The 21,381-nt window shown below is 42.8% G+C and carries 19 protein-coding genes; 11 read left to right on the top strand and 8 right to left on the bottom strand.

Translation table 11 applies throughout. The features are described from left to right. Window positions 1–262 precede the first annotated feature (262 nt). Both SSED_RS03420 and SSED_RS03415 read left to right on the top strand, forming a co-directional pair. Complete coding sequence (locus tag SSED_RS03420; protein WP_012141012.1) at window positions 263–2,266, top strand: alkyl/aryl-sulfatase; 2,004 nt, start codon at window positions 263–265, stop codon at window positions 2,264–2,266. A gap of 323 nt (window positions 2,267–2,589) precedes the next feature. Continuing rightward, window positions 2,590–2,862 (top strand): hypothetical protein, encoded by a 273-nt coding sequence (locus SSED_RS03415; protein ID WP_041421524.1) that lies wholly within the window; start codon window positions 2,590–2,592, stop codon window positions 2,860–2,862. Window positions 2,863–2,919: 57 nt separating this feature from the next. Here the strand turns inward: SSED_RS03415 and SSED_RS03410 are convergent, their stop codons facing one another. The 4 genes from SSED_RS03410 to SSED_RS03395 form a co-directional block, all read right to left on the bottom strand. Further along, the gene (locus tag SSED_RS03410) at window positions 2,920–3,741 is read right to left on the bottom strand and encodes a hypothetical protein (protein ID WP_012141010.1); all 822 of its coding nucleotides are present in this window, start codon (window positions 3,739–3,741) and stop codon (window positions 2,920–2,922) included. A 2-nt stretch (window positions 3,742–3,743) separates the two neighbouring features. Continuing rightward, entirely contained in the window at window positions 3,744–4,910 is a 1,167-nt protein-coding gene (locus SSED_RS03405) for a BamA/TamA family outer membrane protein (protein ID WP_012141009.1), read from the bottom strand. A gap of 368 nt (window positions 4,911–5,278) precedes the next feature. Further along, window positions 5,279–5,683, bottom strand: a complete 405-nt coding sequence (locus tag SSED_RS03400; protein ID WP_012141008.1) for a hypothetical protein — start codon at window positions 5,681–5,683, stop codon at window positions 5,279–5,281. Window positions 5,684–6,008: 325 nt separating this feature from the next. Further along, window positions 6,009–6,914 carry a LysR family transcriptional regulator gene (locus SSED_RS03395; RefSeq protein WP_012141007.1) on the bottom strand — a complete coding sequence of 302 codons (906 nt, stop codon included), beginning with the start codon at window positions 6,912–6,914 and terminating at the stop codon, window positions 6,009–6,011. 23 nt (window positions 6,915–6,937) lie between these two features. Here SSED_RS03395 and SSED_RS03390 point away from each other — a divergent pair, with 23 nt between their 5' ends. From SSED_RS03390 to SSED_RS24550, 6 genes are all read left to right on the top strand, one after another. After that, window positions 6,938–7,621 (top strand): short chain dehydrogenase, encoded by a 684-nt coding sequence (locus SSED_RS03390; protein WP_223295944.1) that lies wholly within the window; start codon window positions 6,938–6,940, stop codon window positions 7,619–7,621. Between the two features lie 47 nt (window positions 7,622–7,668). Further along, window positions 7,669–8,574 (top strand): MBL fold metallo-hydrolase, encoded by a 906-nt coding sequence (locus SSED_RS03385; RefSeq protein ID WP_012141005.1) that lies wholly within the window; start codon window positions 7,669–7,671, stop codon window positions 8,572–8,574. Window positions 8,575–8,675: 101 nt separating this feature from the next. Beyond that, complete coding sequence (locus SSED_RS03380) at window positions 8,676–9,512, top strand: MBL fold metallo-hydrolase (RefSeq protein WP_012141004.1); 837 nt, start codon at window positions 8,676–8,678, stop codon at window positions 9,510–9,512. 162 nt (window positions 9,513–9,674) lie between these two features. After that, entirely contained in the window at window positions 9,675–10,481 is an 807-nt protein-coding gene (locus SSED_RS03375; RefSeq protein WP_012141003.1) for a protein-ADP-ribose hydrolase, read from the top strand. A gap of 10 nt (window positions 10,482–10,491) precedes the next feature. Beyond that, window positions 10,492–11,331 (top strand): SIR2 family NAD-dependent protein deacylase, encoded by an 840-nt coding sequence (locus tag SSED_RS03370; RefSeq protein ID WP_012141002.1) that lies wholly within the window; start codon window positions 10,492–10,494, stop codon window positions 11,329–11,331. Between the two features lie 146 nt (window positions 11,332–11,477). After that, window positions 11,478–11,729: a hypothetical protein gene (locus SSED_RS24550; protein ID WP_012141001.1), complete on the top strand. Its 252-nt coding sequence runs from the start codon at window positions 11,478–11,480 to the stop codon at window positions 11,727–11,729. A gap of 441 nt (window positions 11,730–12,170) precedes the next feature. Here the strand turns inward: SSED_RS24550 and SSED_RS03360 are convergent, their stop codons facing one another. The 4 genes from SSED_RS03360 to SSED_RS03345 all read right to left on the bottom strand — a co-directional run bounded on the left by SSED_RS03360 (window position 12,171) and on the right by SSED_RS03345 (window position 18,868). After that, the gene (locus SSED_RS03360; RefSeq protein ID WP_012141000.1) at window positions 12,171–15,374 is read right to left on the bottom strand and encodes an HD domain-containing phosphohydrolase; all 3,204 of its coding nucleotides are present in this window, start codon (window positions 15,372–15,374) and stop codon (window positions 12,171–12,173) included. 236 nt (window positions 15,375–15,610) lie between these two features. Beyond that, window positions 15,611–16,249 (bottom strand): hypothetical protein, encoded by a 639-nt coding sequence (locus tag SSED_RS03355; RefSeq protein ID WP_012140999.1) that lies wholly within the window; start codon window positions 16,247–16,249, stop codon window positions 15,611–15,613. A gap of 323 nt (window positions 16,250–16,572) precedes the next feature. Continuing rightward, window positions 16,573–17,229 (bottom strand): Qnr family pentapeptide repeat protein, encoded by a 657-nt coding sequence (locus SSED_RS03350; protein WP_012140998.1) that lies wholly within the window; start codon window positions 17,227–17,229, stop codon window positions 16,573–16,575. A gap of 460 nt (window positions 17,230–17,689) precedes the next feature. After that, a complete protein-coding gene (locus tag SSED_RS03345) occupies window positions 17,690–18,868 on the bottom strand; it encodes an AAA family ATPase (RefSeq protein WP_012140997.1) in 1,179 nt (392 codons plus the stop codon). Between the two features lie 343 nt (window positions 18,869–19,211). Here SSED_RS03345 and SSED_RS03340 point away from each other — a divergent pair, with 343 nt between their 5' ends. The 3 genes from SSED_RS03340 (at window position 19,212) to SSED_RS03325 (ending at window position 21,348) form a co-directional block, all read left to right on the top strand. Beyond that, entirely contained in the window at window positions 19,212–19,865 is a 654-nt protein-coding gene (locus tag SSED_RS03340; RefSeq protein ID WP_012140996.1) for an excalibur calcium-binding domain-containing protein, read from the top strand. Window positions 19,866–19,926: 61 nt separating this feature from the next. Further along, a complete protein-coding gene (locus SSED_RS03335; RefSeq protein WP_012140995.1) occupies window positions 19,927–20,154 on the top strand; it encodes a hypothetical protein in 228 nt (75 codons plus the stop codon). A gap of 43 nt (window positions 20,155–20,197) precedes the next feature. Further along, a protein-coding gene (locus tag SSED_RS03325; protein ID WP_086022444.1) for an IS3 family transposase occupies window positions 20,198–21,348 on the top strand; the annotation gives its coding sequence in 2 pieces (ribosomal slippage) (window positions 20,198–20,435 and window positions 20,435–21,348; 1,152 coding nt in all). Window positions 21,349–21,381 lie beyond the last annotated feature (33 nt).

Here is a 21,381-nt window from a genome sequence, read left to right as displayed (position 1 = left end):
CCTCCGAAAGACAACATTGCGGCTATTCGCGAGCAAAAAGGTCAGGTAAAACGTTTACTATTCCTCCACTTATTGACCCCATTCATTGCCACTTATTGAGTATAAATCGCAAATAATAGACTTGTTGTTGATGCGTTCTATACTTTCATCAGTATTAATGCGGTTGGCACAAACTCATCATCACTGACACTTAATGTCTCACAAATGGCTTCGCACCAAAACAGGTACCGAATAGGGATAAACAGAATAAGGATAAACAGAAATGAAACGTGAATTGAATATGGCCGTCACAATCTTGTTAAGTCTTTCTTTGTTCGGTTCATTGGCATTTGCCAGTGGCGGTGGATCAGTTATAGCTGCCAAACCTTTAGGTGTTGAGAAAGATGCAACAAGTTTTACTCAGGAGATCAACACAGATCTGCTCAAAGTACTACCGTTCAAAGACTCTCGCGATTTTAAAAACGCACAAAAGGGTTTTATCGCTCGTGGAGAGGAGGTCATCAAGGATAAAGACGGAAACATCATATTCAGCACCAAGGAATTTGACTTTATGCAGAACTTGAAAAAGAAAGCTCCTGCTACAGTCAATCCAAGCCTTTGGCGTCAGATGCTTCTGGTGAATATTGCAGGGCTTTTCAAAGTTCACGACCACATCTATCAAGTTAGGAATTATGACCTTGCAAACCTGACTATCATCGAAGGGAAAAGTGGCCTGATCATTATGGATCCGCTTGTTTCGGCAGAAGCGGCCAAAGCAGCGCTTGATCTCTACTTTGAACACCGCCCTAAAAAACCAGTCAAAGCCGTGATCTATTCACATTCCCATGTTGATCATTTCGGTGGGGTACGCGGGATTGTGAATGACGACGATCTAAAAGCTGGAAAGGTTAAAATTTTTGCACCTTACGATTTTATGGAAAATGCCATTGCTGAGAATGTTATGGCGGGGAATGCTATGAGTCGCCGGGCCTCTTACATGTATGGCAACGTACTTCCAAAAGATGTTAAAGGTAATATCGGAGCTGGTCTGGGTACCACAACCTCAGCAGGAACAGTCACACTGGTTGCGCCGACAAATATCATCAAAGAAGATTGGGAAGATCATGTTATAGACGGACTCCATTTTGAATTTCAGTTGACACTGAATACGGAAGCGCCATCTGAAATGCATTACTACATTAAAGAGTATCGTGCATTATGCCCTGCCGAAAACGTCAACCACACCATGCATAACCTCTACACCCTGCGCGGGGCAAAAGTACGAGACTCAAAAGTATGGGCTAAACATATTGATAATATGCTGTTGAAATGGGGGGATAAATCTGACGTACTTTTTGCACCACACCACTGGCCTAGCTGGGGCACTCAAGATATTAAAAAGCATGTTGCTCAACAACGTGATACTTACAAATTCCTCCACGATCAGGTACTCCGATTAGCAAATCACGGCTATACCATGGATGAAATTGGCGATATGGTAAAACTGCCTGCCGAGCTTGACAATAACTGGGCAAGCCATGGCTACTACGGTAGCATCAGCCACAATGCACGTGCGATCTACAACTTCTATCTGGGCTATTTTGACGGAAACCCTGCTCACCTCCATAAGCTTCCACCAGAACCTGCGGCTAAAAAATATGTCGAGTTTATGGGAGGCGCAGATAACGTTATTAAACAAGCCAAAAATACTTATGCTAAGGGCGAATATCGTTGGACTGCTGAGGTGTTAAGCCATGTTGTCTTTGCCGAACCAGACAACCAGCAAGCAAAAGCTCTCCTGGCTGATACTCTAGAACAGTTAGGATATGTTGCTGAATCAGGTCCATGGCGCAACTTTTATCTATCAGGTGCGCGCGAATTGCGCACAGGGGTCAAAGCGATGCCAACGCCGAATACCGCAAGCCCGGATATTGTTCAAAACATGTCTGCAACCATGTTGCTCGATTACATGGCGGTACGACTGAATCCGGAGAAGGCCGTAGGTAAAAAGATGAAAATTGGATTTAACTTCACTGATACCAACGAGCTATATACTCTGATCTTACAGAACTCTACACTTAATAACCGTATTGGTCTTGATGATGACGCTGACACTAGGATTGTGACTACCCGTGTAACACTCGATAATATTATGCTGGGTAAATTGACGATAGCCGAAGGCGTGAAGAACGGTGCAATAAAAGTTGAAGGCACCAAAGGTAAATTTAAAGAGCTTCAAGGTATGTTGGATGATTTTGAATTTTGGTTCAATATCGTAACCCCATAAGTAAATCTACAGCTAATTGGGTAGCTGGAGGTATCTAACCTCCAGCTTCCACATCACATTGAGCTTGCCTCTCTACAGTGTGGTTTATCTCCCCCATCTATTCGAATATTAACAACCAAAAAGATCAGGTGAAAATTTTCTCAGCCCCTAATTATTGAGCTAACGCCTAACGACCTAAAACCTGACTAAAGCTAGATACCATGGGGCTCGCAGCGCATATTATGCTAAAATTCCCCTATCAGCTTTATGAATGTGCAACAGATCTCATTTGTTTGACTGAGCGTAGTAAAATCTACCGTGATTAACTAATGAGGATACAAGACATGAGCAAGTTAAATGCCGAAGAGCGTAAAGCCCGAGATAACGAACGTTTTTCACAACGAGTGGATGAGCGCAGGGTAAAGGGCGAAGATGTCGTTGCGTACGCACTTGCCAATAAAAAAGCCTTTAAGTTTCTGACTAAATCCGAGAAACACAGCCTTAAAGAAAGACAAGCAGCGCTTCTCGAAGAGGCGAACCTTAAAGCGAAAGAACAGCTTAAGCTTAAGGAGCAGCAAGAGTTAGAAAGGATTCAAGCGGAGTTTACCGAACAGTAAAACACGATAAACAGCCATAGTTAATTATTATGGCTGACTCGTGTTCAAGGTTAATCGTTAGCTAAAAGGCTCTGACCCCACGTTCTCTCCGCAAGACGAACTGTAGTGATTAAGTTCGATAAGTCCTTGAAGTATGATGCCGTGATAGCGGGCTTTGATCAGTTGATAATCCATAGAGGGCGCAAAATAGTATGTCACCTCTTCAGCACCGGTTTGCTCAACTGGAATCAAGATTAACTCACCCCAAGGTACTATGTTTGTTGTCAGCGATTCTTGAACATAGAATTGATAACGCTCCATAGCATCTGAAGCCTGTCTGATCAGGGCAAATTGTTTGCGGCCTTGCAGCAGGTACTGACGAATTTGAATGGCCAGGGTGTCCACATCCCGCAGAGGAATATCGGCTGAGGCATAGCTTTCTATGTCACCATCAAGATCAACCCGGGACTCACGACCGTTATTGCTAAAGGTCGCCTGCATGTCTCTGGCACGAAACCCGGTCACTTTTTGATGAAATTTATCGGTTATCCATTCATTCGTTGCGCTCGACCAGGATAGCTCCGCCCTCTGATTATATTGAGTGCCGATACCTAAAATACTGGCTTCACTTTTTGAGGTAACCACTGCAGTTTCCCCACGCCAGGTCTCAGTTCTGCTTATCGTTCCGGTATGTATACCACTGAGGTAGATATCGTAATTTGAACTGCGGCTGCACTGTTCTGGCTCTTGCTCTTGCTCTTGCTCTTGCTCTTGCTCTTGAGACAGTTGTTGAGACAGCGCTTGTTGCTGCGCGTTCAGCTCGCTTGCGAAGGCGTTATTGGTTAGCGCTAACATAAGCGCCAGCACACTACTGGATACAGGGGCTGATAAACGAATCATGGTCAGAATACTTCATTCACATTGAGGTAGAAGTTGGTTTCGTTTTCACCCACGCCAATATCGAGGCGTAAATTGATATTGTCTTTAATTTTAAAGCGGAAACCTGTGCCATAAGAGGTTAATAGCTCCTCATTTAGATCACTAATTTTTGATGCAACGCTACCAACCCCACCCCAAAAGACCATGCCATAACGTTGGAATATGGGTAAGCGATATTCAACTTGTCCCATCATCATCTGCTCATCACGATAACGCCCTTTGATATATCCGCGCATCGCATTTGAACCACCAAGATCGGGCAATAAGTTCCAAGGCACATCACCATCAGTAAAATGTCCCTGCACTTGCCAGGCGATAAGCCCTGGCGCTGAGCTCAGTAAAGATGTTGAGCTCAAGTCGATATAGTTTGCTAACTCAATATCATAAGTCGAAAACGTCGAGTACTCACTGTTTTGATATAGGCCGGCATCAATTTGAAATAACCAGCCCTTAGTGGCATTTAATCGATAATCTCGCGAATCATAGATACTGGTAACAACCACACCGGTGCTGAAGTTATTTGGCAAAATATCACCAGAATCCACAGGGGCTCCCGTTTCCACCAACTCTAACTTTTCTGCACTGGCGTAAGTAAAATCGGCACCGACGCCTATAAAATAGTTATCGGCAACTTCAGTCATCCAACGAGGTTTGAAGCTGTATAACTGCTCTTCAAACTCATGGTGATTACCGTCTAGATCACCTTGTTCGATACCTTGGCCATAGTAAACCGCTGCTTCATTATGTAACTCTAACCCCAGCAGTAATCGCTGCTTGCCGCCGTTGAAAAATGTCATGTTTTCAACTTCGACACCATAAGAGTTGTTCATCGATACAAACGAATTCAACACTAATGAAGAAGGCTGCTCTTCACTCGATGCACCATCGGTGTTATACAGGCCCACCATCAACAGCCCGACACCAAACTTCTTCTCCGGCGTGTAATACGCCGTTGGCAGGTAACTCATATCGATGGCTTTGCTTTGATCAAACTCACCGTCGGCACCAAACACTGACAAGATATCATCGACAAATGTCGGTTCCATGTTCTCAGGGGTTTCAATCAGAGGTTCAACGGCGACAGCCAGATTTGAAAAAGCGCACAGGGTTAACAATAAAAACCGTTTCATAAATACTCGAATCAGTAATGAAGAATAATGGGGATTAAGAGGCGATATTTTATTTAATAAGGTTTAAACAAAGTCATAGAACTCGCCGAGCGGGCATTCTATCACTACAACAGTATTCAACAATGACTTTTTTTGCCTAAGGATTAATCGATCACATATGCCTTAGTTATTGTGTGGAGGAAAGTGGCACGCTCTACAATGCCATAGAATCGAATTTCTTTTGCTCAATTTTTACAATAGCTTTCTCGCGCCTTTAGATCAGCTTTCCAGCACCAGCTTGAAACAACAAAGCCCAGATTGCTTTCACTAATCTGAGCTTTTTGGGAAGGGTGGATTATGAGTAAGAGTTTGTACAGGCCGCGACTTTTCTACTGCAGCCACTGAATTAGCTCGTTAGCACCTTTCACAGCAAACTGCCTTTTAGTCAGGCTGCCAGCAGGATCAAACAGTAATAGTTCAGCAGAGCCGGCGCGGTGTTTAGATATCAGATGATCTCCCTCAGGCGTGCCCACTCTGGCGAGGAGAAAGAACACTTCATCGCCAAGATGAGCGCGAGCTTCATTCATCTGCTCTGTCTGGCTGTTACTCAGTGTAAGGTTGGGGTCATAGACAAACACCAGCGCAGGCTTACCGCTACCGATCTCTTCGTGGGTCGTCTTAAAACCTTTGGGCATCACCATTAACAACAGCCCAAACAATATCACCACGCATGTAATGACACCGATAGCCACCCAAGGCATTCGGCGAGTAGCGTTTGAATTATGTTTACCCATGATGATAGATCCCTCTTTTACAGTTGAATAAATAGATAGCCAAGCCACCGATTGTAATCAAGCTACCTGAGGCGGAGATTAAAAATATCGAGAAAAGTTGAGTGATCGTGGAGTCATATTGGAAAAGTCATTGGTGACACAGATCAGGCAAGCAACAAAGACGTAGAAGTTAGGAGTTATAAGTTGGAAGTTGATAGCTTTAAAGACGAAATAAAGAAACTGACAGGGAAAGCATGGGGCCACAGAAAATGGGACGCCCCGACAAAGGCACAGAGAAAAGTTTACTCTATGCCTGACGGATCCAATTTAAAATGACAATGGATGTCTATGATTTATTTATCAAATATAACTGACTCGATCCCAACCATTCTTTTACCGCCAGATTAAACGTTACCAGCTTTCTCGGCGTTATCCGTCTTTGGGCATATAGTAAACTTAGCTTATGTGTTTTTATAGCCCAATCAGGAAGAAGGTGAATTAGTTCCCCGCTTTTTAGCGATCCCTCTACCTGATAGTAAGGAAGACTGGCGATCCCTAAACCTTGCTTAGCTAGCGAAAAGATAGAACTATATGTATTTGAACGTAAAGTTCCACCAACTTCAATTTTATATTCTTTATCGCCATTCACCAGCTCCAGTTGATTCCAACGTTCGTTCTGTCCATTTAAGATAAAAGCACAATGATGCAAATCTTTAATTGATTTAATCTCATTATGCAGGGCAAAGTCCTTGCTGCAAACCAGTACATTTCTAATAAACCCTAACTCTTTACCAACGACATCATTCGGCAACTCTTCATATGCCCGAAAAGCGACATCGCAGTCACCAGATGCTATTTCTCTTTTGATAGGACCAAAATCAAGAATGAGGTTTATTTGTGGATGTTGGCGCAGAAATGATGGAATAACATGATCACAAAGTGCTCGCCCAAACTCATACGGGGCGCTGACTTTTAAATCTCCAGAGAACTCTTGAGTAATATCCTTTACCCGTATTTCCGCTTCAGAAGCTAACAGTTGAATTTGTTTGGCTTTGGTAAATAACTCTTCTCCAACTTCAGTTAACGCTATACGCCGAGTAGTTCGATGAAACAATTTGGAATTTAACGCTTTTTCAAGATTACATACATGACGAGAAACTAACCCTTTTGATACATCAAGTACGTCCGCCGCCTTTGTGAAACTGCCTTCTTCGGCGACGGCTAGAAAAGTCTGTAAGTAGCTAAGGTTCATTCATTAACTCCAATATGTAAACAATGCGTTTATTTTATGCGGTTTTTAACAAAAAAGTAACGGCATATAATTCAAATATTAAAACAACAGGAACAAAAATGAAAATATTAATCATAGGCGCATCAGGCACAATCGGAAATCAAGTTGTAAAAGCATTAGCAACTGCGCATGAGGTAATTAAAGCAAACCACAGCAGTGGTGACGTGCAAATCGATATCACCAAAACAGCATCAATTCATTCAGTATTTGAATCTATTGGTAAGGTCGATGCCATTGTATGTGCTGCGGGCGATATCGCATTTAATGCATTTTCTGAACTATCTCGTGAAGAATGGGATGTTGGTATTAATAGTCGTTTGATGGGACAAGTTAACTTAACGCAAATAGGCAGTAAGTATCTAAATGATGGCGGAAGCATAACATTAACAAGTGGCATTATCGCTGACTACCCAATTGCATATGGTGCTAGTGCAGCCACATTAAATGGTGCAATACAGCATTTTGCCAAAGCCGTTTCGATAGAGCTGCCTAACAACATACGTATCAATGTTGTTAGTCCAACAGTCGTTACCGAATCATTAGACACCTATGGCGACTATTTTCCAGGATTTAACTCAATTAATGCCGAAGATTTAGCGAAATATTATGTTCGCTCAGTATTAGGCGTCGAAACAGGGCAAACATTTAAGGCCTTTGCAGGTAACTAATTCAAACAGATTAATCATATAAACATTTAAATTGTGAGGACATTACGATGAATACATTTATTAAACCAATTATATTTGCAACCATGATTTTATTGTCAGGAATCCCTTTAATATCTCATGCATCTAGTGCGGTAAGTGTCGATATTTTTGAAGGTGAAACAGCAACAGTAAATTCATATATTTTTTCAAATGGTAAATCGTTAGTTGTTATGGATGTGCAGCGTTCGACAGCCGAAGCTAAAAAACTAGCCGAAGTAATTAAGGATAAAGGGCTTCCTTTAAGCCACATTCTAATTTCACATGGCCACCCGGATCACTATACGGGCATGAGCTGGCTGTTAAAAACTTTTCCCGAAGCAACAGTCGTGGTGGCTAATGAAGAGATTAAAAAAGATATTCTTGGCTTTTCTACCTGGATGGAGAGTGTCGGTTGGTTAGATGCCGAACCATTACTTAAACCAAAGTCTGAAAAAAATCCTAATGGTTTCGATTACCTGAATAATATCCATGTTCTTCCTACAAATACGTTAACGATGAATGGCGGCGGTGAACTAAAACTTAATACTAACTATTCTCCAGCAGAAGCCGAGCACTTAACCACAGTATTTGTCGATGATTTAAATGGACTTTTCTCATCTGATCTAGCTTACAACAAGGTACATTTATGGATGGGTCAAGGCGTAACCAAAAACCACGTTGCAAATTGGAGGGCGCAGTTGAAAGAGTTTAAGTCTGAATACAGCAAGCGTAACCCAAGAGTATACCCAGGTCATGGTAAACCTGCCGATATCACCTTGTTTGACACCTTGGTGGAATATATTGATGACTTTAACCACATTACATCAACGGCTAAATCTAAAGAGCAGGCGATGAAGAAAATGAAAGCGCTATACCCGGAGTATAAAGAAGCCGACTTCTTACTGAAATATAGTGTTGATAATCATATGAAGTAATGACCAACAAAATAGTCTTTGAATACTACTTGTGTTTTTAACTCCTGAGCAAAAGCCAAGTAGTTATTCAATAATCTACAACCTATGTAAGGAAAATTAGAATGATTAATATTGAACGTTATGAAGGTACCGAAGCCAATGTAAACAGTTATATTCTGTCCGATGATGAAAATACTATTGTTGTTGATGCGCTTAGAAACAGTACTGAAGCTGAAAGTCTTGCTGATCATATTGAGACAAAAGGTAAAAAGCTAAACTGCATTTTTATTACACATGGACATGCCGATCACTATATGGGTCTGGGGGTTTTACATCGCCGCTTTCCCAATGTTCCAATTAAGGTAGCAACATCGGCCATTAAAGAAGACCTTATTGGATTTTCACAGTGGATGGAATCTGTTGGCTGGCTGGAAGGTGAGCCGCTGATGAAAGTGAAAACGACCGAAAACCCTGAGGGATTTGACTACGCCAATTTAGTGAGTGTTATCGATGAGCCATTTTTAACACTTCCTTTGGAGGCTAACCGCATTCATGTTCATGCCGACTACCCAGGGAATGAATGTGGGCATATGACAACGTTAACAATACCTGAGCAAAAAGCATTTCTTGCTTCCGATTTACTATACGACAAGGTGCACGCCTGGTGCGGACCAGGCACTGACAGACAGGAAATACATCAGTGGATTGACATTTTAAACGAAATATTAGAAATGGAAGATGCTGATAAGTGGACCTTTTATTCAGGCCACGGTCAGAGCGGAGACCAAACGCTGGTAACAAATATGAAAGGCTATCTGGAGCAGTTCCTTAAGATAACGGAATCTGAAAAAACTCAGCAAGCTGCAATGGATAAATTAACAGCCGCTTTTCCTGGTTTTGCTCAAGATGATTTCTTACTTGTGCACAGTGTTAATTACCACGTAAAGGAAACCGCTTAATCATAATTCGTCTAAATTAGTTGAATAGCCAACAGCGATTAACTGCATTGTTGTAGTTTTCAAAACCCCCATGGGGAGTAGACAGGCTATCTCCCCCCAAAACTTGCAATGCTTCCCATGGGGCATTTGGTTAACAAACAATAAAGCTTGAAGGTAAATTCGATGTCACAACATCAACATACAGCTCAATATATTACTGATCAGTTACTAACAGCGCTGCAGCCCTATGCACAAAAGTTAATGAGCAAGCCGCCACAAGGTGAACTTCAAAAAAGGCAGCTACTAAGAGCTACTTTAAATACTCTTCCTCCTTTTACCTTGAGTGAGCAAGAAACTGCGCTGCTGGATGACTTATTGCAGCAAGAGCTGGCAGTAAAATCGGTAACCACTATTGATGCGCTGCCTACGCTAGTGCGCTTTGGGAAAGCTGATGTGAAACTTTGGCAGGGTGACATAACACGACTTGCCGCCGATGCGATTGTTAACGCAGCGAATAAAGAGCTGCAAGGGTGTTTTCAGCCGCTGCACAGCTGTATTGATAACGCCATACACTCAGCTTCAGGTGTCAGGCTACGAGATGATTGCGCCGTAATTATCAAGGCTCAAGGGCAATTCGAAGAAACTGCTAAAGCTAAAATAACCAGCGGGTACAATTTACCTTGCCAATATGTGCTTCATACAGTGGGTCCTATAGTGCAGGGGAATGTAACTGGTGAGCATCAAAAGTTGCTGCAATTATGCTATGAAAATTGTTTAGCGTTAGCCGATCAAACCTTAGGCATTAACAGTATTGCTTTTTGTTGTATTTCTACGGGAGTTTTTGGTTATCCACAAAAGCCTGCAGCTCAGGCTGCTGTTAGAGCCGTTCAGCAGTGGCTGCTAAACAACCCAAACTCCAACATTGATACCGTCATTTTTAATACGTTTAAGCCCGAAGATACTCGTTTGTATCAGCAGTTTTTACAATAAGAGAATACCAATGGACGATAAAATCATCTCCAACAGTCGAGCGTTATTACAAGAGTGTGACGCTGTTTTAATAGGTGCTGGCTCCGGCCTGTCAACTGCGGCAGGTATTGAGTATGGTGGCGAACGCTTCCAGCGGAATTTTCCCGACTATATTGCTAAATATGGTATGAGAGATATGTACTCGGCTGGTTTTTACCCATTTGCTTCTTTGGAAGAAAAGTGGGGATTCAGGTCGAAACAAGTCAAACTTAATCGTTACGATACTAAAGTGGGTGATGTTTATTTGAAACTGCTCGATTTGGTTCGTCACAAGCCATACTTTGTTATTACGACCAATGTCGATGCTCAATTTGAACGCGCAGGTTTTGATAAGAGAAATATTTTTGCGGTGCAGGGAGATTACGGTAAATTTCAATGTACAGTGCCGTGTCACAACAAGCTGTATGATAATGAATCTCAGATTTCTGCAATGGCAGCTCAACAAGCTGATTGTCAAATACCCAGCGAATTGGTGCCGTATTGCCCAAATTGCGGCGAACCAATGATGCTGCATGTTCGAATTGATAATACCTTTGTGGAAAATTCAAACTGGCATGCTGCCAAACAAGGATACAGCGAATTTTTGGGTCAGTTTCATAACCAAAAATTACTCCTGTTGGAGCTTGGCGTTGGTTTTAACACGCCAACCATTATTCGCTTTCCATTTGAGCAATTTAGCCGCCAATTTCCTCACACTCATTTAATCAGGCTAAACAAACATAACGCCAGGTCACTGGATACACTCAAAACGAGCAATTTGTTAGTGGAAGGTGATATCTGTCAGTGGCTGAATAAACTGACCGAACTCTAACTTAGTCTATGTTACTTTTAATTGGCATTATCATCACCGGCTTGTTTTGGTTGCTTTGGTTGTTCAATCGAACCAATATGAAATGGTTAAGGTACGGTAAAATCTCTCGACGTTCCAACTTTGTCATCAATCAACACAAGTATTATATGGAAGAAGTTAAGTTGAAAAGCTACAGAGAGGCCTTTAGTGTATATAAGAAAACTATTGATGAGATTTATCGTTACGGCAAAGTGATTGATATGAATTATGACTTATATGATTGGACTGTTACTTACATTCAATTTAAGGATATAACAATTGGCATCAAGCTATATCGTCCGCAACATACTATTCAATTGGTTCAGAGTGAAAAGTGTATACAAATACGAACCATGGAAGCTGACAATCCATTTTCATAATGAAAAAATAGATTATTAGCCAATCTTCGAAAATTTCAATATTTCTTGTTCCTGAACGTTATCTTTCTTAAGAGAAGCTGTATTCCTGGGTGGCTTTATTAAGACTTACACATGCCTCAAACGGGCAAGAATTAGTTTTGCCAAAACAATTTGTAATAATAAATCAAGAGCATAGCCACCCACTTTGTTTTTCCTCATTTGGAGTCCAGCTAAACTATCCATCAATAATTATGGGTAGCCATGTTATTCTCCGATTTTAATCAAGCTACCTGAGGCCTAGCTTAAAACTATCTAAAAGAATTAGCTGAGAAAAGACGGGGCTGACGAAATGGACAAAATGACAGGAAGTAGCATGAGGCCACAGAAAATGGGACGCCCCGACAAGGGCATCGAAATAATTTTGTTCAGCCCCTACTTATCCCCCACTATCCGATTCGAGTTTTAAGCGCTTTGACGCACTTCTGCATCGTTTAAGTACTTAGCCACATCCACTTCATCCGTCTGCGCCGGGTCGAGGAATTTACTGGCATATTCCAGATATATCCCACTCGAGAGGAACAACTTAAAAATTTCCATATCCAGATGCTGGTCCAGTGCCATCTTATACAGAATATCGATAGCAACACTGAGTGGCTTCGCCTTTTTATAAGGTCTGTCGGCAGCGGTCAGAGCTTCAAAAATATCGGCCACCACCAGAATACGCTCAGGGATCGATAAGTCTTCAGCGCTGAGCTTTCGTGGGTAACCCGTCCCCTTTAAGGTTTCATGGTGAGTTGAAGCGTAGCGCGGCACACGCGCAAGCTCGGGAGGGAACGGCAGGTTTTCCAGCATTTTAATGGTGCTGGTGACATGCTCGTTAATTTTAAACCTGTCTTCACTGGTCAAGGTACCTCTTGAGATGGAGAGGTTATAAAGCTCGCCTAAGTTATATTGATTTTCAGGAATCGCCATCTTAATACCAAACTTAGGGTCAAACTCCACCGAATTAATCCGTTTGATAATGTGTTCGGGTTTATCCCTTAATAACGGCTCTGTAACGGGATAACTCACCTTAGCTTCCTGCTCACTAAGATTAAGCTCTTCGACAGGTGAAAGGCCAAGCCTATCGTCGAAGTGGCGCTCCCAGGTGGTGTTGGCGAGCTCAGCCAAGCGTTCTTTAGCCTCTTGCCCCATAAATTCACCGCCGACATTTGCATTGGCGATAAACTCAAAGTCTTCTATCAATTGATTTCGTTTATGGGCCAACTTCGCAAGGTAGAGCTCACTCGACTCCTTTCCAGATGCTGCACTCTTGAGATAATCAATCTCGGCATCACGCCACAGCACCTCAAAGCGCATCCTGACTTCATGTATGCGGTTATACACGGCTTCAAGCTTAGTGCCCTTATCGACGATATACTCTGGCGTGGTGATCTTGCCGCAATCATGCAACCAGGCGGAAATTCTAAACTCCCGATGCTCATCGGCCGAATGAAATTTAAAATCCTTAAAGGGAGCTGACTGAGATTGTTCTGCGGCCTCAGCCAACATTAAGCCAAGTTCCGGTACACGATTACAGTGCCCAGCGGTATAGGGAGATTTATCATCAATAGCCTGTGCAATTAGCTTGATAAAAGACTCCATCAACTCCTTTTGACTCTCTTCATATGCCTTAATCGCCCCCGACATATCCATCATAGAGTGGGCCAGATCATCCAGTTCAGTGATATTGGAATCGATTCTCTTCACCTCATCATACTGGCGGTTTTTGATCTTCTCATTTTCGATAGCTAATAACTTGATAGGACGAATGATAGGCGATGAAAACAACCAGGAAACAGGCAATATCAACAGTAAACAGAGGCTGGTGAGTAGAATAGACTGCTGCACTTTCTCGACACTGGTCGCGAGTAGCTGCTCCGTTGGAACGACGATAGCAAAGTACTCCTCACTTCCCGCAGTGCTATCTCCAAAAGGGGTCACATAGATAAACTTTTCGACACCATTTAATTCGCGACGAATTAATTGATTTTGATTTTTTGGCTCACGAGCCAAGTCGATCAAGGCTTCATAGGGGACGGTTCCCTGCGTCGATAAACTCTGCTTCTCTCCCTCACCAAACCACTTAGCCCGGAGCGCTTGCGTCTGCTCTGGGGTGATGTTGGCTAGTGCCAGATTTATCACCTCAATAATGGCTGAGTTTTGACTCGACATCACGACATACAGGCCGGTATCGACAGTTAGTGGCGAGAAATCGAGTTGCTCATGGTATTGAACCTGCTCAATAAAGAATTGGTTCGCCGTGTAGTGCAATATGATGCTGTTATCGAGCGCGGCAAAAACCTCCCCCTGCTCAACCGCATGTAGTATGTCGTAGGTGGAGTGCATCTCAACTATCTCAATCTGCGGATAGTTTTTCCTAATAACCTCGACAATAGACCACTCCGTCGGTATCGCCAGCTGCTTACCGTTTAACTGCTTGATATGCGTTATTGGAGTCGTGCCTTTTTGAGTAACCACAGCGAAAGGAAGCTCAAGAAAAGGCTCGCTAAACTCCCCTAATAAACGCGTTTCATCGGTTTTAACCACAGAGTGCAACATGCCTAAATCTTTGGATTTAAACTTCTCAGTCAACTCACCCCAGCTAAAGCCATTGATATACTTGAGCTCTAACCCCGTCATATCTGCAACCAGATTAAGCAGATCGATACTGTAACCTTGAGGCATACCGGATATAGCAAAGTCGATAGGTGCCCAATTGGTTTCATTTGAGACCAACAAGGGCTCTGTATTTGCAACAAGCGATCGCTGCTCCGCACTCAAAGCCAGCGCTTTAGACTCAGGTATTTCAACGCCTCTTTTGTCTACTTGGTTCGACGCAATCAGCTCACCACTCTTCTTATAAAGGTAGATCTTTTTCCCGGTGACGCCCTTATCGTCTTTTCCCTGTATCGCCAAATAATCAGAAAGCGTTGAAAGTGCAATATCCAGTGCTAGAACCGCACCTGAGTCAGATAGTTTTATCGAATAGGTTTGACCCGGTGATTGCAGGTGCTGAAACAAATAAGGTTCTGTTTTAGAGACAGTTTCGGTGTTTGCATCAACAAACCACGGCCTTATTCTGGCGTCATATTCACTGGTCTCAGTATGTGAGACACGCAGGTTAAACTGCTCGTCGAGATAGGATTGCTCCCTTTGACGTAACTCACCCTCACCACTGATAGTGATAATCACCCATCTATCCAGGTGAGATGCATTAAGCTGCTCTCTAATCACCGGGTGAGCATCAAGATTTATCAGCTCGTAAAAATCACCATTAGGCATACCGATATAGATGGCATAAAACAATGAATTGGTTCGCATGACCTCAGAAAATGCTTGTTGGGCCTCAGGGTTAAAGCCACCATCAATCACAAGATCATCAAATTTTGAGAGTAACTGAGTGGTATTAATCGCCCGACTATCGACTTGGGCAAGGTAACTACTGGTATTTTCTGCGGTAAGATTATAGAGCTTGACGGCTGAATCAGCGGCCATGGTTTTACTGAAGTAATATTGCAGACTAATGGCAAAAGCTGCGGTTAATACTGTGGCTAAAATAAAGATCCCCACCACAGTAACACGAATGGTAAATCGCTTATTACTCATCTTGGCCACGGCACCCATAATATCCCTACACTCTAATCCAATCCCTTAAGAAGTATTCTACAACATCACATTAACAAATCAACGCTAAGAAACAGCATTACTGTTTGAATTTATGGCCAGAGTAGGAGATTAAACATGTACAAACTCCGTTCATAGCTTATGGGCTCAGGACTACAGTTTATTCTGACCTTCCACTTGCTTGTACTTGTTCCTTTCAGCTTTCGTGACTATCTATTGTCCATCTCTTAATTAGCTTAAAACAGCTCTTCCAGCCACTTCTTGGTCAGGCCAATGCTGACCATCAGCTTAAGCTTTATTAGTGCCATGGTATCACCAGACTCCAGTGCCGTTTCGCCGCAACGCGGATCTGAGCGCTGCAATGCGCCAGTCATTTTATGGTCGATTGGGATCGGTTCACAGCCGTGTCCCGACTCACAAATAAAGTCCCACTTCTCTTTAGCGGGCACATGACAAGCGAAGCAGTTGCCATCGAAACGATTCACTACATCAACGAAACCACGTTTAGCAATTTTAGAACCACTTTTATCAACTTCTAACTCAAAAAACTCCCAGTCACTGGTTGCCGGAAAAGTGCCTGGCTCGCGCTTGACCATAACTTCGGTTGGTACCAGCTGCACCACAGATCCTGTCGGATAAATCGCTCCCTCAGGCGAATTAGCGGCGGCTAGAGTCCCTTCAATGTCACCCAACAGATTATCTACATAAAAATGGCGCACTGGCGTCATGTCGCGTATACAGCTAAAACTCGCTTCATCAATATTTACAACGGCGGGTTCAGACTCAGGCGTTGCAGCGGCATAACTCGCTGCACTGCTAATCAGCGTAATGAACAAAATCATCGCACGTTGGCCAATCATTAATGCTGCTTCCATGGTATTCCTTATTGCTAAAGGTGATTAAATAAACCTGACTTAATATCTGTTTTGCTACAGGCATCCACTGAACTGCCTGTGGTCATGTACTGTTGCCACATCAAGATGTAGGTTTCGAGCAATCTAATTGCGCGCAACTTTATTGTATTTATTTACTCATGACAAGTCTATACCGGATAAACTTGATCAAATAAACGCATTTGCTCAAGCCGAACCACTAAATCAATTATAGTCTCAGCGTCATGAGCTCATCAGGGGGATAACGACAAAAAGGGTCAGGTAAAAATTTACTCTGACCCAAATCCCCCCCCCACTTATCCAAGTTAGTCAGAGCCAACAATAACCCCTAGCGGCTCAAGTAGCTGCTCCTGCTGCCACATGCATATTTTAACATTGCTAAGATCTACCTTTCTTGGATCCAGCCCGGAAAGTTCAGCATGAGAAAGGTCACACCCTCGCACATCAAACTGGCCCCAAGCATCACTGGAAAAGTCTCCTCGACTCAAATCAGAACCCTTAAGTGAAGCCCTAAATAAATTTGCACCAGTCCATCTGTTTTCAAATAGATCGCATTTCTCAATGCATTGACGCTCAAGATTAGCGTAAGACAAATTGCACCCCGTTATATAAACGGAACAAAAATACACTTGATTACTGATCTGATTGGCAAAACGGGCCTTAAGAAAGTTAACCCCTTTCAGGTCACAGTTCCTAAACTCGGCACCAAAGCAATTAGCCCCCTTAAAATTAACCATAGATAGCTGACAACCTTTGAAGCTCGAATCTTGCAAGTTAGCATATTCAAAGTCACAACCACTCACTGAGCCTTGCTCTATAAATGAGCAGTTGATAAAGCGGCTGTCGCTGAGATCAGTATGATAAAAATTACAGTTATAAAATTTGCACCGCTCAAAATGTGAATCACTCAAATCCTGATGGCTAAAATCAACCCCATCGAATACCTCATTTTCTCTATTCATTAACGCCTCTGACTAAATAACATTAGGTCTGAAAACCGAAGACTAACATTCACAACCATAGAAACCAATAAAAACAAAACCTTAAAAAACAACGCGTTACGAGCAACACTATAAGCAATTCTAAGGCGTCAAAATGGCTCTTAAACCTAAGTAAAATTTGATATTAAGATGCGCAGACCAAGAAAAAACTTTCACTCAACCCAGGGGCTTACAGGAAGTCGAACAGATAGACTTGAATACAGGAGGTAATGCCACTCGAGGAAAAGAACAAAATAGAAAAGGAAAAAATGAGAAAGAAAAGTGGGGCTGAGTCTGAGGGAGCCCTACAAATTAATAGCACGCTTGATAACCTCTGATCCCTTTATCCATTTATGTACGCGGCATGTTTTACCCTATTTGACCTGTAAAAGCCGTGGCCAAAATTAGTTGACCACTACATGAGCCTATTTAAGGGGGAGGGTTACAGAGGCTTACAACACACACTATATCTTAAGCTGGCTCTACGATGGAGTTCATATACTTCGCAACCTAACATAGGTTCAGTTCTATTGATAACTGCGCCAAAACGGTCCAGATAGTCTTTATTGATTTGTTTTGCACTTATAAGCGGTACTTCAATACTGACATCTACACGACCTTTACGTACCAACGCAGGGTCAAGACTCTCAAGATGGTTTGTGGTCATTATGACAAGGCAGTCATCAAGAGGAATGACTCCGTCTAGCGCGTTTAGAACGCCACCTAAGGTTAGCGGTGGATTATCTGCATTACTTTCAGCAGCACGCGATACCGTAGCCTTTACACAGTCACAGTCCTCTATTAACAGCATAGCTCCAGGCGGTACCTTTCTAATAGCCTTATGAACAGTGGCATCATTTACAGTAGAAAGATTAAGTATGTATAGATCGCGACAATACTCAACAGCTAAGGCTCTAGCTATACCAGTCTTACCGGTACCCGTTTGTCCATGTAACAGTATGGTTAGCTTACTTACAACCGATTTCCCTCTACTTGCGAAGTTATCGACTTCACGAAGGAACTCCTGCTTAAACCCTTCATCTAGTACTAATCCACTAAACCCTGATGATTTCAATGTGCCATAGCGACACCATTCTGTATCCTCGAAAATATTAACTCTTGGATCAGTAGATATGTCTCCACGAGTATCTTCTAAAAAGCTATGCAGTTTATCTTTTGACCACCATGGTGCAGTTATAGTAATAGTGTCGTATGGCATCGTGCTATCGACCTTAGATCGAGTAGCCAACATCAAGCAACCATCGTATTTAAACACGTGCATACCGTAGCCGATAGACTTAACACTGATACGACCGTCGTAACTCGCACTATAGTCATAATACACAGCCTCAGAGATAGAGCGTGAAAATAGCGGAATTGTAGTATTACTTATCAAAAAGGACAGTTTATTGAATACCTCTGTGCGCGCCTGATGGCTATCGTCTATAGTCAGCCGTATAAACAGCAAGCTACTGATCCAGCTTAACATCTTCGCGAAGATACCTTTTAGCATGTAGCCCACGAGTCCACTTAACGTTAATGTCAATATTCCAACAATTACAGCCGTCAACAAAGGGTCACCATTGGTGAGTGCCTTTATTTGTAGTAATAACTCGTTCACTTACTTACCTCTACTATAAATGCCTGATGAACATCGCCGAGAATACTACCAACATAGTCGAGGATACTACCAAGGTATTCTCAGTATGTGCGCTATAGCACGTGGTTAAAGCTACTTGATAAAGGGGTCATAGTAATCAATCCAAACACCGCTGCAGATCACATCTAGTCCCCGCAGGAAGGGGCTTCGCGGCTAAAAGTTGGGGCAGAGTCTGACCCGACTTGTAGAGCCTAAGCCCAGTTTTTCATGAATATTAAATCTAAGAATGTCGAGCAAAATCAAAGCTTCGAGCAATAAACTGAGATAGCATAAAGGCAGACAAAAACGAAGGAAGGTACCAGCCATGGAAAGGGGCACATTAGTTCGATGGAACGACGAAAAAGGCTTTGGCTTTATTAAGCCTGAAGCAGGTAATGGTAAAGATGTGTTTATCCACATCTCAGCCCTAAAGCATATGGCAAGAAAGCCTATGGTCGGCGATGCTATTCAGTACCTGACTGAGCAACAAGCTGACGGCAAAGTTAAAGCCATCAAGGCCAGCATCGAAGGCGTTGCAGTTGTCGCCTCAACGTCCAAACGCTCTGCGCCCACTAGCCATCATAGAAGCAGTCATAATAGCTATAGTCATACTAGTAACAGTCACAATAGTAAGAGCCACAACAGACACAGCCGCCAATCTAAATCATCCAGTGTCATGCTCATACCACTAGTCGTCATACTCGCACTAGGGATCTTCGGCTTTAAAAGATATGAAGCGTTAACTGCTCAATCAAACACACCAGTAAAGGTCACTAACGAACTTTCCCAGCAGCCAGCCACAGAACAAATAAAATGGACTCAGCCCAAAGAGACATTCCGCTGTGAAGCCGGAAAACAACACTGCAGCCAAATGCGCTCATGCGCCGAAGCCAAGTACTACCAAAGAAACTGCCCCGGCACCAAAATGGATGGCGATAGCGACGGCATCCCATGTGAAAGACAGCACTGCGGGCATTAACGACAAAAAGGGGCAGGGGAAAAGCTTACTCTGAATCCATTTATTAAAATAGGATATTGTTATGTCACAAGTTGCAAAGGTCGTCGAATGGGTAAATCAGGATGGCAAACCGCTTTGGTGGCGTCACGCTATACGCATAGCTTTAGGCCATGGAGAGATCAAATCTGAACTTGTTGATGTCTTATATAACCTTGCAAAGATGGAGTTTGGGCTTTTACAAAAAGATGAGATCTATCCATCAAACATATCACCAGTAGCTGTTACAGGTGGTAAGCCCCTAGAACAGTAGACACTTCATAGAGTTATAATGGACCAAAAATATGAGGTGTTACATGCGCGGAAAACGATATCCCGACGAGTTCAAAATCGAAGCAGTTAAACAGGTCACAGAGCGTGGTCACCAGATCGCCGATGTGGCAGAAAGATTAGGCGTCACTCCCAAAAGTTTGCACAACTGGATTAACAAGTTTGATAAGCCAGAAAAGCAACACATCACCATTGATAATCAGCAAGACGAAATACGTAAACTGAAAGCGGAACTACGTCGGGTAACCGAAGAGAGAAATATCCTAAAGGAGGCCGCCGTGTACTTTGCAAGCGAGTCAAAGAAAAGTACACGTTCATAAAGTCCAGGCTCAAGCAATATCCTGTCAGAACCCTGTGTCGAATACTTGATGTTCACCACAGTGGCTTCTATGCGTGGCTAAAGGAGCCTTTGAGTAACCGAGAAGCTGAAGATAAAAGATTGCTAGGTAAGATTAAGCAATTTTGGCTGGAGAGTGGCTGTGTGTATGGTTATCGAAATATTACATTGGACCTCAAGGATGACGGTGAATCGGTTGGTAAAAATCGTGTGCATCGCATTATGAAAGCTGCTCAGATTAAGGCTGTACGAGGCTATAAGCGTAATCCAAGCTTTGGTGGTGGCGATGTTAGCCATACAGCACCAAACACGCTAAATCGTGGCTTTGATGTCGCTAAGCCTAACAAAGTTTGGGTGACCGATTTTACTTATATCCGCACCCATGAAGGTTGGTTGTATCTAACTGTTGTGATCGACCTATTCTCACGACAAGTTGTCGGTTGGACGATGAAAAGCACACCTAAGGCGGACTTGGTTATTGACGCGCTATTGATGGCGATATGGCGACGTTCTCCGACCGAAAAGGTACTGATACATTCCGATCAAGGTGTGCAATATACCTGTTCAGACTGGCGTAGTTTTCTTAAAGAACACAACCTTGAAGCAAGTATGAGCCGCAGAGGAAACTGTCATGATAACGCTGTTGCAGAGAGCTTTTTCTCACTCCTAAAGAAGGATAGAGTTAAGCGAAAAGTCTACAAAACCAGAGACGAAGCACGCTCTGAAATATTTAACTATATAGAATATTTCTATAATCCAGTTCGACATCATGGTAGTAATAACGGACTGTCTCCGATGAAGTTCGAAAAGCAGTATTTTGAGAAACTAGAAAGTGTCTAGATAACTAGGGGCTTACCAAGGGTTTGATGTTGA

Origin of the sequence: Shewanella sediminis HAW-EB3, assembly GCF_000018025.1 — a bacterium.
Lineage (GTDB): Bacteria > Pseudomonadota > Gammaproteobacteria > Enterobacterales > Shewanellaceae > Shewanella > Shewanella sediminis.
Note: the sequence above shows the minus strand (reverse complement) of the source record. Positions and strands in the feature narration are given on the sequence as shown.